Annotated in this window: 14 protein-coding genes and 1 tRNA gene; 6 read left to right on the top strand and 9 right to left on the bottom strand. The window is 39.7% G+C overall.

The window, feature by feature from the left end:
- The first annotated feature begins 4 nt into the window (after positions 1-4).
- From xerD to ACSZOX_RS04410, 6 genes are all read left to right on the top strand, one after another.
- Entirely contained in the window at positions 5-913 is a 909-nt protein-coding gene (xerD, locus tag ACSZOX_RS04435) for a site-specific tyrosine recombinase XerD (protein WP_437918604.1), read from the top strand.
- A 69-nt stretch (positions 914-982) separates the two neighbouring features.
- Complete coding sequence (locus ACSZOX_RS04430; RefSeq protein ID WP_437918603.1) at positions 983-1,297, top strand: hypothetical protein; 315 nt, start codon at positions 983-985, stop codon at positions 1,295-1,297.
- A gap of 45 nt (positions 1,298-1,342) precedes the next feature.
- On the top strand, positions 1,343-3,667 hold the full coding sequence (locus tag ACSZOX_RS04425) for a TonB-dependent receptor (protein WP_437918602.1): 2,325 nt from the start codon (positions 1,343-1,345) through the stop codon (positions 3,665-3,667).
- 9 nt (positions 3,668-3,676) lie between these two features.
- Positions 3,677-4,306 (top strand): hypothetical protein, encoded by a 630-nt coding sequence (locus ACSZOX_RS04420; protein WP_437918601.1) that lies wholly within the window; start codon positions 3,677-3,679, stop codon positions 4,304-4,306.
- Positions 4,307-4,397: 91 nt separating this feature from the next.
- A tRNA-Arg gene (locus tag ACSZOX_RS04415) sits at positions 4,398-4,469 on the top strand.
- Positions 4,470-4,576: 107 nt separating this feature from the next.
- The gene (locus ACSZOX_RS04410) at positions 4,577-5,767 is read left to right on the top strand and encodes a tyrosine-type recombinase/integrase (protein ID WP_437918600.1); all 1,191 of its coding nucleotides are present in this window, start codon (positions 4,577-4,579) and stop codon (positions 5,765-5,767) included.
- A 115-nt stretch (positions 5,768-5,882) separates the two neighbouring features.
- Here ACSZOX_RS04410 and ACSZOX_RS04405 read toward each other — a convergent pair whose 3' ends face one another.
- The 9 genes from ACSZOX_RS04405 to ACSZOX_RS04365 form a co-directional block, all read right to left on the bottom strand.
- The gene (locus ACSZOX_RS04405) at positions 5,883-6,533 is read right to left on the bottom strand and encodes a thymidylate synthase (protein ID WP_437918599.1); all 651 of its coding nucleotides are present in this window, start codon (positions 6,531-6,533) and stop codon (positions 5,883-5,885) included.
- Between the two features lie 159 nt (positions 6,534-6,692).
- Positions 6,693-7,445 (bottom strand): hypothetical protein, encoded by a 753-nt coding sequence (locus ACSZOX_RS04400; protein WP_437918598.1) that lies wholly within the window; start codon positions 7,443-7,445, stop codon positions 6,693-6,695.
- Entirely contained in the window at positions 7,438-7,728 is a 291-nt protein-coding gene (locus ACSZOX_RS04395) for a hypothetical protein (RefSeq protein WP_437918597.1), read from the bottom strand. Before ACSZOX_RS04395 ends, ACSZOX_RS04400 begins: the two co-directional genes overlap by 8 nt.
- The gene (locus ACSZOX_RS04390) at positions 7,728-8,438 is read right to left on the bottom strand and encodes a CHAP domain-containing protein (RefSeq protein ID WP_437918596.1); all 711 of its coding nucleotides are present in this window, start codon (positions 8,436-8,438) and stop codon (positions 7,728-7,730) included. The genes ACSZOX_RS04395 and ACSZOX_RS04390 overlap by 1 nt, the downstream gene beginning before the upstream one ends.
- A gap of 81 nt (positions 8,439-8,519) precedes the next feature.
- Complete coding sequence (locus tag ACSZOX_RS04385; RefSeq protein ID WP_437918595.1) at positions 8,520-9,077, bottom strand: hypothetical protein; 558 nt, start codon at positions 9,075-9,077, stop codon at positions 8,520-8,522.
- Between the two features lie 20 nt (positions 9,078-9,097).
- Positions 9,098-9,268, bottom strand: coding sequence for a hypothetical protein (locus ACSZOX_RS04380; protein ID WP_437918594.1), 171 nt, complete (start codon positions 9,266-9,268; stop codon positions 9,098-9,100).
- 84 nt (positions 9,269-9,352) lie between these two features.
- On the bottom strand, positions 9,353-10,552 hold the full coding sequence (locus ACSZOX_RS04375; protein ID WP_437918593.1) for an AbiH family protein: 1,200 nt from the start codon (positions 10,550-10,552) through the stop codon (positions 9,353-9,355).
- 89 nt (positions 10,553-10,641) lie between these two features.
- A complete protein-coding gene (locus tag ACSZOX_RS04370; RefSeq protein ID WP_437918592.1) occupies positions 10,642-11,484 on the bottom strand; it encodes a hypothetical protein in 843 nt (280 codons plus the stop codon).
- A gap of 23 nt (positions 11,485-11,507) precedes the next feature.
- Positions 11,508-13,850, bottom strand: a complete 2,343-nt coding sequence (locus ACSZOX_RS04365) for a hypothetical protein (protein ID WP_437918591.1) — start codon at positions 13,848-13,850, stop codon at positions 11,508-11,510.
- Between the last annotated feature and the right edge of the window lie 3 nt (positions 13,851-13,853).

Below are 13,853 nucleotides of genomic sequence, written 5' to 3'. Positions count from 1 at the left end.
TATTATGAACTGGGCATCTGCGAAACCGGACTTCAAACGCTACCTACAACTTGAGCGTAACCTTTCCAACAATTCTATCGAAGCTTACTTAAATGACATACATAAATTGGAGTCCTACTGCTCTTACAAAAACATTGCGTTTGAAGATATCAATACAAAAACTTTGCAGCAATTCCTTCTTTTCATCAATGATTTTAACATCTCGCCATTTACACAAGCAAGATTACTATCAGGTTTAAAAACCTTCTTCAGTTTCCTTCAAATAGAATACGATAAAAAAGATAATCCTGCAGAACTTATAGAATCTCCTCGCTTAAGCCGAAAGATCCCCAGTGTATTAAATGTTCAAGAAATAGACAACCTTATCGCAGCAATTGACGTATCAACGACAGAGGGAGCACGTAATCGTGCTATGTTGGAAATTCTATACGGCTGCGGATTACGTGTGTCTGAACTCGTCTCATTAAAATTATCAAATTTGCACCTCCAAGTAGAATTTATCAAAGTGGAAGGCAAAGGAAACAAAGAACGATTAGTACCAATTGGTCAACAGGCTATCAAACACTTACAGTTATACCTGCAAGAAATTCGACCACAATTTCCTCAAAAAAAACAAGCTGAAGACATTGTTTTTCTCAACAGGCGAGGCGCACAATTAACAAGAGTCATGGTATTCATCATCATCAAAGACCTCGCGAAGAAGATTGGTTTAGAAAAACCGATAAGCCCCCACACTTTCCGCCATAGTTTTGCTTCGCACCTCGTCGAAGGTGGTGCTGATCTTCGCGCAATACAAGATATGTTGGGCCACGAAAGCATTACGACAACAGAGATTTACACGCATATAGATACAGATTATCTCCAATCCGTTATCACGCAGTATCACCCAAGAGCAAAGAACAAACGCAACTAAGTTTATTTAAAATTGCAATAATGTTGCAACAATAAGAGATATGTTATATCTTTGCCCAAGTTATCAGGGATGAAAGTATTGAGATATGTGTTTTTAATATTGGGACTTACAGGACTACTCTTCGCGAGTAGCCTCCAATACACACATGACACAAGCCACAGTCACGATACTTCATCGCATCAACACGAACACCCTACAAAAGAAACTTGTGCATTATGCTGGTTTATCTCTAGCCAACTCATGCAGGAACTTCGTTTAGAACCGCTCCTCCCAGAGATTCTCACTATTTCAGTGTATGCTGACAATCAGTTTCCACTTTCTACGGTGTACAAAAGTAATTTTCTTTCTCAAAAGAGTAACAAAGATCCTCCCTCCATTTATTAACACTGGTTACAAAATTTTTCTCAAAAATATTCAGTTTTAAAGGAGATGCAGAATAAATGCTTCGGACTGACAAGTCTTATCCTACTATTAGGACAGCTTGTTTTAGCCCAAAACCACTGTGCTATGAAAGTTAGTGGACATGTAATTGACACAAATGGCACCTCCCTACAGGGCGTTGTCATTCGTTTAGGAAAAAGTAAAACGACAGCTACAGATCGTGAAGGCTATTTTGAATTTGCCACTTTGTGTGCAGGGAAATACACCTTGCTACTCTCCCATTTGGGTTACGCGAATCAAACGCTCTCATTTTCTTTAAATCGAGATACCATTTTACCACTAACACTCAAGCATGATGCTATCCACATACAGGACATAGAGATTATTGGTCAAGAGTCACAGAACCTATCCAGTAGCACCCATCGCCTTTCTATGCAGGATATACAAGAAAATAAAGGTAAAACACTCGCTGAATCATTAACAGATATCTCAGGTGTATCTAGTATAGGGATGGGAAATAGTATCGTAAAACCTGTAATCAACGGACTTCACAGCAACCGCATTCTCATTTTAAACCATGGCATAAGACAAGAAGGCCAACAATGGGGAGCTGAACATGCGCCGGAAATTGATCCATTTACAGCGGGCCGACTTGAGGTAATCAAAGGAGCTCAGGGAGTTCGTTATGGAGCCGACGCATTAGGAGGCGTCGTTGTCATAACCCCCACACCTATTGATACCAACAAAACGTTGAAAGGTAATGTCGATCTCGTGGGTCAAAGTAACGGTAGAGGGGGGAGCTTGAATGCTTTATTGGAAGGCAAAGTATCGTCTATTCCAAATTTAGGATGGCGCATCCAGGGGTCAGGCAAAAAGTTAGGTAATTACAAATCAGCAAAATATTACCTAGGAAACACTGGAGTTGAAGAACTTAACTACAGTGGAACATTGACTTATAAGACTGGTCGAAATCAGTTTGAAGCATACTACAGTCATTTCGGCACTACGCTAGGGATTTTTGAGGGAGCTCACATTGGAACTGTAGAAGATATACAGGCACGAATTGATCATGGTCGCCCCTTCGAGGAATACGACTTTGAATATACGATAAAAGCTCCTCGACAACGGGTATCGCATGACCTCGCGAAAGCAACATGGAAACGTAATCTTTCAAACGATCAACTTCTAGAAATACAATATGGTTTTCAACGAAACCATCGTAGAGAATATGATCTAAGGCGAGTAGAATCGGACGACATTCCAATGGCGGACATGGTGTTAACGACACAAACATTAGATGCAACATGGAAAAGTGGTAATAATGCAGTAGGTATACAGTCGTTAGCACAAGTCAACAATAACACACCTGGAACAGGTACAACACCGATCATACCAAATTTCGACAGTTATACCTTGGGGCTTTTTGGAATACGTCAATTTCATATCGGTCGCTTACATGCAGAAGCTGGTGCACGCTATGACTTTAAATACCTTGACGTTGCTGGATACCGCTACAAACGTGATGAAATAAATGATGACGCAAGTATTGCGCAATATCTATTAACCGATACTAGACGCTTTCATAACGCTTCTGGAACCCTTGGTATACTCTACCATTTACGACCTAACCTAAGTTGGAAAAGTAATATAGGCTTAGCTTGGCGGGCACCTTCGGCAAACGAACTCTACAGTGACGGAGTCCATCATGGTAGTGCGACCTACGAATTAGGGAATCAAGACCTTCGTAGCGAAAAAGGGCTTAAATGGATGAATTCGTTTATTTTAAGCGAAAAACAACTCCACATCACTCTAGACGTCTATGCACAAATGCTTTATGATTATATATATGCTCAACCGAACCCAGACTCTGTAAGACAGACTATCCGAGGCACATTTCCTCTTTTTGTCTACGAGCAGCATGATGCGCTCTTCTACGGTGCAGATATGCGGTTGACGTACGATTTTTGCGAGAATTTTGGTTACGAATTGAACACATCTATCATACGCGCCCGAAATTTAGACCTCCAACGCTACCTACCCTATATTCCTGCAGATCGTCTGCAGCAAGCGGTTCATTGGAAATGGTTTGGACAAACAGAACAACAAAGTTACCTGAAAGTTGCCCATAGGTATGTCGCGAGACAAACACGCTATGAAGCCAACTCAGATTATACTTCACCACCTCCAGCTTATCATCTTATCGATTTTGTAGCCAGTAAACAAATTAAAACCGAAAAAGACCGACAGCTAATTTTACTGCTATCGGTAGAAAACATATTCAATAAAGAATATAAAGATTATATGGACCGTTTACGTTATTTCACACATCAAATGGGCCGTAATATTAATTTAAAAATATCTTATCAATTTTAATTAAACATCATGAAAAAAATAAGCCTATCCATTTTATTTATAAGCGCACTCATTTTTGCATCCTCTTGTTCAAAAAATGATCCCACACCTGAAGAAGATCAAGAAGAAGTTGGCACAGCAAAACTTATTTTCACAGAAGTTGAGCGCGAATCACATGGCGACCACTACCATTACAATGATATTGAAAATGCAGAGACAGACACAGTTGAATTTTCAGGATCTACATTACTTCCTCCTGTAGGTGCTCATCTTCACTTGGAAGTTGGCAAAACATATAGACTTGAACTAGTGGCCACAGACTTTGCAGGAAGAGAAACACAACAAACCTTTATCTCTCGTGCCGATATCCATCAGGCTTTTATCTTAAATGCGCCGGAAAATAGCTTAAGTTATGTATATGCAGATAAAGATGCTGATGGCAACAGCGTTAATGTCGGTGTGACAGGATATTTAACCGTAGATAAAACAGCTGACAGCTTCGTTTTTCGCTATGTATTACGCCACCTCAACGAAGGAGTAAAATCCAAAATAACAGCAGCAGACTGGAACAATACAAACTTTACTCAATTTACGGGTGAGAACGATCTAGATCTTAAAGTAGAAGTTCATTTGGTTGAAGAAGATACGCATGACCATTAATCGTCCGTATTAGAGACTCTTAGCACGTGTAAAAATAATATTTCAATAATCTTTATGAAGTAAGATAAAAAGTATTATTTTTGCACGCGAAGTCTTCGTAGTTCAATGGATAGAATTTCAGATTCCGGTTCTGACGATGTGGGTTCGACCCCCGCCGAGGACACAAAAAATACCGCTTTTAACATTGTTAAAAGCGGTATTTTAGTTTTAGGTGTAAAAGCAGCACCAAAAACAGCACCTAGTTTTAATAAGTTAAAACGAAAGCGATTTATGGCAAAACCTGTTTATAAAAACGTACGTATTATTAGGGCATCATCTGGAGACTGGAGGGTCGTATACGAGTATGAATTCCCAGATAAACCTGGAAACTATAAAAGGTTCTATGTAAGGGACGGCATAAATTACGTTCATGATTCTGATGAAAAGGAGAAAGCGGCCCAAGAATTAAAGAAAGATATAGAGGTTGCTTTGAAAAATGGATTCAACCCATTTTTAGCTTCAACGAAGATGGAGACCTCCCTTAGAACCGAGGAAAACAGAATAATATCTTCGCACCCATCTGCATGGACAATGCAAGAAGCAATTGACAACTTTTTAGCCTATTGCGAAAACATAAATCTCAAGAAAACAACACTTAAGAAGTACAAATCTCAAACTAAAATATTCATCGAGTGGTATAATAATCTCAATATTAACAAACTAGCCTCAGAAATCGACGAAGGAACTATGCAAAGCTTTCTGGACTACGGCGTAAAGTTCAACAAATGGTCCCCTCGTACATACAACAACTACATCGATGATCTGTCTGTTTTATTTGCCCGCTGCGAAAAGTTAGAAAAAAGGAAAAATAAGGAGATAAAATACCTATATGACCCATATTTTCTAGAAAAGAAGCGAACTCATGCCGAGAGAAATAGATATTACACTCCAGCTGTTGCCTCACTTATAAAAAATGCCGTCAAGGATGATATTGAATTGTTTAGGTATATAAAATGGATTTTCTATTCCTGCATGCGACCAAAGGAAATTCATCTCCTGCAAATACATCATATAGACTTAGATTCTCGACAAATTAAGGTAGCGGGCTCAATAGGAAAAACCGGAGACCGGTTTGTTCCAATCTGCGATGAACTCCACGAACTGATAGCTGAAATGAAACTAGATCAGTATCCGTTAGACTACTTCGTTTTCGGGAGACATAAGAAAACTTCAGACAAAGTAGTGGGTGACGATTACTTCAGGAACAAGTTTCGTCCTTACAAGATAAAATTAAAACTGGACGAGAATTACACGCTCTATTCATGGAAGCACACAAGAGTAATTTCATTGATCAGTGCAGGATTTGATGACAATCAAGTTATGACACTTACTGGACATCGTGACCGAGCGGGATTTGAGGCCTATAAACGGGAGCTGGTAGTAGATAATTCGTCGATGAAAGGAAAGACAATAGATTTTTAGTAGCTCAAAGTCATCGTCAAAAAATCATATATTCGACAAGAATGAGCGACCTGTAGAACTAACAAGAAGATTTGATCATTTGATAGATAAAGCCAGCAGTTGAGCTGGCTTTTCATTAAACATTAAGTTCAAATTTCACGCTTTGCCCATCACCTTGCAGCAATTTACGTGTAGGTTCTAGATTGTTTTCATATACATGAACATTTCCCAAAAACAGAGTAATCGATTTCAACGGCAAATCGATCTGTCTGCTGATAAGATACAAGTGATAGATGTCAGCCGGCAGGCCTAAGGAACCGTCTGAACTTCTCTGGTGGGCAGAAATAACTAATTTACCCCGATCTATCTGAAATTGTATCAAACTAAGACAGGGATGCTGATTACTCTCTACATCATTTCTCCCCAAAAAAAGAACATAATTTTTTGAAGGTCGCTTCTCTTTGTTTATCCGTTTTATCAACTCAGGCAGCTGTTCGAAATAAGTAGGATATGAGTTAACTAAAATAGGTCCACAGTAGTCCCACCAGGTAATGCCGTGTTCACGATATTTTTCTGTCAATCGCTCGCCTGATGTAAAAAGCTGCAGCTCGTCTTTTAGCTTTTTCCGGGCAACACTGTGTCCTTCAAAAATCTCTAGTAAATCGCCCGGGCGTAGGCGCAATGTGTAGTTCAGTAAATAAGTAATGTTTCCCTTTTTATTCTGCTGAACCTTACCTTTTTCAAGTATTTTCCTTAAAACTGAATGATATTTATTTTTCGCTTCCATAGTCTTTATATTATATTTGTACCTCTCACAACGTCAAAATGCACAAATTGCCAGCAAGAGCTTTAGCCTCCAGCATGGTGCTTTGTGCATTTTCTTTTTGAAGTTGTGAGAGACGAATAAAAGACTGGAGGCTTTTTTAACCTTTCCTAGAACAGTTTTCTAAAATTCCAATAAATTAAACCTTCCCGTAATGATTGGACGCCAGGACTTATCATCAAAATTATAAATATATCCCCCGCCCACCCTAAATCTTCCTAGTTTAATTTGCCCATCAAGACCAACATTTAAACCTTTAAAGTAAAGCCCTAGCGCATTGACATCTACTTTAAAGGAAGGTGAGTTTGCTTCAATCTTGACTCGTTTTATTCCATTTATAGTAGCTCTCGGATCACTTATCCAGAAATCAATATAATGCTTCTTCTTAGAGAGAAAATTCTTCTTCTTCCAATATTCTGCATAGTTGACGTCCGCATTATAACTAAAATTGAAGTAGCCCGGCTTTGAAGAATCTTTCGATAGCACATGTTCGATGCTGGCATATTTATCCGTATATCGATATGATGTGTCACCTACAAGTATAGGTATAAGTACTGTATCTCTTATTGTAGTATTGATACTTGTATAGGAAATCAATTGCTTATCTTTCAGCTTGAGCAATTTCTTCACGCTATCAACCTCATTACGGCTATTACTGTTCAATTGACGAAGGCTGCGCACCTCATTTTGCAGAGCTTCCATTACGGCATGATCAAAGCCCTTTTCATCAATACTTTTCGACACCTCCTTTACTTTAAGATCTACATACTCCCTAGATTCTTTAGGAATGACTTCTGGTCGATCTTCACTCTTTGGCGATAAAAAAAAATAAATAAGAGTCAGCACCAAAAATGCTATAATTATATTTTTAATCATTAGTAGGCCCTCCTTTCAGGCTATCTATTTGTACCTCTTTTTTAACGAGTTCATCCTTTAATCCCTTTTCCTTGGCCTCTTGGAAAAGAATTGTCGCTGTATATTCATCAAGTTTGGATTCCAGACTCGTGGTTCGTTGCTTTAAATATTTTATCTGATCATTTAGACTAGCTATATATAAAAAACCGATGCCATAAGCTACAGAAGTAACTATTATCAACAGTATGGTTGTAGGATGTTTTATCCACTGACTTAGCGTGAATCTATTTACAGGGTTTTCCATTAGCTGTATCTTAAAAAACCTTTATTAATGGAAGAAATCAAACGTCTGCGCTTAAAAACACCTTGACCTTCACGATCCTCTGTAGGTAGGGATGGATCAGCGCTTGTGTTTCCCTCTACTGTAACAATATATCTCCCGTCCACCCCGGTGACAACACCAGCATGGCCAAGACCTTTGCCAAAATCCATAACGAATACATCCCCTGGAACCGGAGAAAGTCCTTTAGGTAACTGATATTTAAGGGACTTATTCCAATTATCAAGTACTCCAGCCGTCTTCGCTACTGGATTACTTATACCTAAAGACTTCGAAGCTTTCTCAAATCCCCAGAAAACAAAAGCCTGACACCAAGCATAACCTTTACCCAGACCTACGGATTTAAGATATGCCTCAACCTCTTCCCCATCGTTTTTACCGGTTTTCTCTTTGACACCAACTTGGTCAATAAGAATATCTATTACGCCATTAAGGAGATTATTATTTGGTCGATTACCAACAGTCTCATCGGCGAGCTCCGACCAAGTAAGTGGCCCAACCAATCCGTCTTGAATGAGGCCTGATTGTTTTTGAAACCGTTTCACAACGATTTCAGTAGAAGCCCCAAAAAAGTTATTATTTTCATCCAGTTCAGTACCTAAACGCTGATTTAATAACTTCTTTAATTCTTTAACACTATCGTGGGTTGTATTTTTCTTTAATATAATATTCATCGGGTATGCCATAAATAAAAAGCCCCAACACCTCATTAAGAGATGTTGGGGTAAATAAAAAAATGAGTAAAAAAGCTACTTCTAAAAAGCGATCGGCGATTTAGTCCGTTCAGGATCTAATAATGCAGAATAGCTTATGGCGTATTCATGATTAATAATGTCAGTATCGCCAGAACCGTGACTGGCACCTGGATCAACAAATACATCTATTCCATCGTTTCCGCCATAGAGTAATCCATCGATGGTACCGTACCAGATCTTGATATCACCACCACACTGAAGTTTACGCATTGCATCATGGTTCACCTCATTGGTATTGTCTACCCGGAAAGTGATCGTTCTCGATCGCCCGACAACTTTGGTACGACGACCAGAAACAGCTACCGTATTAGCAGTAGGTTTTGGTATCTCGCCGATACCTTTTAGAAATCGGATATCGTGACCTTCGACTGTAGGATCATTCCCAAGGCGAGCAGCCCATTCTGTGGGAGTCTTCCAATCGGTGAAAGATGGGGCATCTGGGGTGGTGATGTAGAGCCATGCGATTTGTGCAGCATTAGCCTCTTCGTTACAATTATCAAAATCGAACTTTGGAGCCTCTACTTCTTCGCAAGTTTCAGGACAAGTTATAATAGCCATTTTTATATTAATTTAATAATTTATGCTTGCTCAAGTGCTTCGATACGCGAAGTGAGATCGTCCAACACTTCTTGCAAACCCTCAATATCAGCTATTGATATAGGCGCTGTATCTTCTCCCGATTCTAATGCAGCAAGACGTTTTTTAAGTTCATCTATCTGCAACTGCTTATTACCACGTTCTAAACTCATATTAATATAATATTTATTAAAACAAATATATTAATATATTTTATTAAAATATAGATACAGCCATTCTTATTATAGGCCAATAAACTATTTCATTGATAAACTAGTATCAAACGGCTTTACCACATTTCGCATTTTAACCTTATCAGAAAAATTTCGAGCAACATTATAGGCTGTTTTTATGTACGAATCCATACCTCTGTAATGAAAAATATTGATCGACTTACAGTTCTCATGCTCAAAAATCATCTTGAGAAGCGTCCTGTCCGTAATACTACAGGAGTGTCCCAAAATATAAATCTCATAAGGTATAGGTCCATTTATAAATGCGAGCAATTCCTGGTATCGATTGTTTCTAAAGTAGTTAAAACTTTTCATACACTGAAGCCACTCGTCCCCACATTCACGCTCTACCTCTTCATAAAATCCATTCGCCTCATCGCCAACTCCAAAAACTATTTCGTCTATATGGTCATCTAGATTCCCATGTATATAATTTGTAGACATATTTGGATAAAACTTTCCGTACTCAGCTTTTAAATCAGACACCATGGTTCCCGCAGTAGTGTGTGTTGTATAATTAAAATTTAGTATCATCATCCCAGCATTTTTTTGAATGGTTTCTTCTCCTCTCAAATGGCTGGCTAATATTTTATCGAACCAATTGTATCTATTTCCTTCTGGAATGTTTTGACCGTTTAAATATTGAATCAATCTCGTTTTTAAACAATTTATTGATTCATTCACCGATATAATTTTTTCAACAGAGATCATATAACGAGTATATTCTTTAAGAGATGCTCCTTCAGGCTTTTCTTCATCTTTAACATACTTGAGCTCATTGCGAACTATCCGATAGATTTGATCTTCAATTCCACTCCACCTATCATCAAAACATATCGTCAATATATTTCTCACAAATGAATTTTTCGGGTATATTCTTAAGGTATTACCAATACTCGTGTCCATTGAAAAATAATTTTTGTCGAACTTGATATGTTCTGATTTTGCCAATAATTTCAGTAAACTTTTATTTTCTAGCGAATCGGAAAGATCTAGCTCCGCTTTAAGAAGCTTTGGGTCATTTCCAATAAAAAATTGAGAATTGTAACTAAGAGCAAGACAGCCATCGCTAAAATATCCTTCTTCCGACTTTTTTGCCGATTCAAATACTTCCCTGAGGTACCACTTAATAAAATCAAGGTAGCTAGTTTTCAATCCGTGTCCCAGATCAAATCCATTACCAATAAGAAATAGTTTGCTATTGTACTTGGGGTCTTCAGTCATATTAATTGATTTGTCACGAATATAAGAAAAAAAGAAGATTTAACCTATTGGGGCTAATTCGGACAGGTTAATGCTTCTTTTTTCTTTTTCTATATGTTATATGACACAAGATTTATAAGTGCCGCATTGACAATCGAAGCTTCCTCTAACGTGAAGCCCTCTCCGAAGCCCAATACGCGAGCATTCCTTAGCCCAATTTGATTAGCGATCGTGGCCGAGGTCGAACCCAGCGATCCTATCCAGGAAACCGCAGTCTGACTAAAAGAAGCCTGTATAGCCTGTAAGGATGTCTGCCCATTGATGATTATACGGTTTTGCGTAGCTTCGCTGATCCCTTGCAGCCCAGTTGCCGTGTAGGCCAAAAAATCACGCTCATCGGTAACCGTATAACTAACGTTTTGGTTATTGGTACCATCCGACTTCTGTATACTCATACGGCTCGCCCCGATAACGGACAAGTTTCCCTGCCCTATATGTGTGACAAGTTTGTTGACGCTCGCGTAATCCGGAAATTTGTCAACAATACCAAAAGGAGACAAAGTGTAGATCAACCGACCCGTTACATTGATCCGTATGTTATCGCCCGGGGAACCCGATGAATATACCTGCGATAATTTACCATCGGACAGGCTCCAATATTGGGCGAAATTCGCCGATGCGGCAACGAGATTGTGAGAACCTGTGCAAACATTGATCAGAGCCTCAGACAATGTCGAAGAGAAAATCGGAAGTAACAAGCTGTTTGCCGCGAATTTGTTCCATATCGTTCCCCCTATCCCTCCGATCTCATCAACAAACGTCTGAAATGCCGATTTCTGAGATAATGTTATTTCTGAATAAACACTTAAAAGGGCATTCACCTCTGAACTTACGTAGGGTACCTTACCTAGTCCTGTGCCTGAATAATCAGCACCAATTACTGCTATTTGCATATTTTTAAAATCTAAATCTTTATTTAATTAATTGACCACGCCAACCAGCTATACAGCTGATAGGCAATACTTCTTAACTGGATCGCAGATAAATGGACCGTATCACTCCCCGAAACTACTTTTGCAGCCATCTCTATCTCGTTTAGATCGTATGTGAGACATTCTACATAACCGGCAGAAACAGGAGACTGGGTAAAAAATACCGGGATATAATTTATCTGTTTTAAAAGCGACAGCGCTCCCAGTGCATTCATAAGGGCTCCATTATAGTTTGCCATCGTCGCATTGCCCTCAAACTGGGATTGCAGACCGTATTCCTGCCACCGCTGCGGATAGAAAACGCCCGGACGACGCGGAACATATGAACCTATCTTGCAGGACGGAAGCTCAGAGGCGACAGTATCAACCAATTGCTGACTGAAATATACCATATTGGTAAGACCGACGGCCACATCGTTCGTCCCAAGGCCTTCAACAAAATGAGAGGGCGTACAGACATCGTAGGCATTGACATCCGTAACAAGATATCCCGTGCCGTTCCCTAACACAAGTCTATTTCCACTGTCGTCCATTGTTCTATAGCGTTCTAGATATTTTGTTATCGAAAAAGCATTCCTATTTATCCATTCATGATCCCCTGTATATGCCTGTGCCCTGGAAATGTCGTAAAACGGATTATGGGAGATTGCAGGATCATAACATACACCTCCGTCACAGCTTGCTATCCCACCGCTTCCGAACAGGAAAACTTCCATCTTCGCATCCTCGGTAACCGAACTATAAGAGGTTACAGAAGTGGTAAATCCCCATTTTGCCTTCAATGCCGTCCATAACTGTTCATTGTAGTCAGGTTTATAGCGACCCACAGGAGTATTACAGATATTGAAATGTTGCGACATTGAATAAGCGGTATAGGGCTGTCCCGCCACCGTACTATCAAACGGCGTTTTAGTAGCTAATCCGGCGAGATAATACATCGCTTCTGCTCCTAAAAAAGTATAGGCATCTTCGAAAGCGGTTCCGTCAAGCCGTACCCATCTGGGGTAGTTCAGGTAATTGTATGTCGCCCATCCGCTCCGACCTTCGGAAAACGACTTACACGCAAGGGTACTTCCTTTATAGGCCAGGTTTACAGTAGCGGAATTCCTTGTTCCGACCATTAGGGGATCTATACTACCTATATCGGCATTATCCATCAATCCGAATTGCCGGATAAAGTTTGCAATTGTACCTGAAACAGAACCGGCACTCTGATTCTGATTAACAATACTGTCTGACAACAGCATCATCCTTATATTAGCACCTTGTAGATTCGAACGATTGGATCGAACATAATCGACAGAAAAGCTTTTTGTCTTATACCCCGTAAACGATAGTTCGAAGGTCTTAGATGTTGTTGTAACCGGTTCGCTCTGCTGTCCGGGATTCTGTAGGATGGCTTTTTTTGATTCCGAAATTAACAGCGGAAGCTTACCCGTAAACAGTGCCTCGGGATAAAGATCCGTAAAGTATTGCCTCGTGCTACCGTACATGCCGAAAACATAGTCAGGTGAAACGAAGGTATAGTCGAGATCTTCTCTCTCAAGATCCAGCAGTCCTTTAGCCCTGTTGAAGTTAGCGGCGAAGTTCTGTATATTCTGAAAAAATGAAATTTCCCCGGCGGTCGATATTTTTAAGGACACGTTGCCTGAACTATCTTTAATGTAGAAAGATCCTTCCCCATCAATTTCAAAATTAGCCGACAACGTCTCAAACTGATCCAGGGAAGTAAAATTACCAAGATCGATAATCTCACCGTTAAGTTCGATCCGGAATACCTTCAATGTCGCATCGGCCGTCAACATAAGACCTATGTTCTGGTTCTCATCTACGAAGTAAAGATTACCAAGCTCATCGACCCTGATGTTGTCCGTCAGAACTTTTGTCCTGTCAAAACTGGCCACTCCGCCCGTTACATCAATATCACTTTTAGCAACTAATCCAGATACATCCACTTCCGGCAACTCCGTCTCTACCTTATCCAAAACCCCAATTCCATCCCAAAGAAGCATTACCAATTTACCCGATACATCTACAACGACATTCCCAGGTTGATAAGTTCCAGATTCTGTCGCCATGTATACACCCGCGGGTGCTGCACCTTCTCCGGACAAAAAAGGAAAAGCAGCACCAGCCTTTGAAACTTTCAAATCGTTATCCTGATAGGACAATTGCGAAAAGGACAGCGATCCATTTCCAATTTTTGTCCTGATACGACTACCAAAACGCACAAAAGCAACCTCACCATCTCCCAAAATGGTATCACGTTGTAACCAAGCAGATTCGGTTCCGATGTTACGGATCACCCTAGCATTAATCTTTCTCATGTT

The organism is Sphingobacterium sp. LRF_L2, assembly GCF_965644235.1.
In the GTDB taxonomy this organism is placed as follows: Bacteria; Bacteroidota; Bacteroidia; order Sphingobacteriales; family Sphingobacteriaceae; genus Sphingobacterium.
The sequence above is the reverse complement of the archived record's forward strand: the minus strand, read 5'-3'. Positions and strand labels throughout refer to the sequence as shown.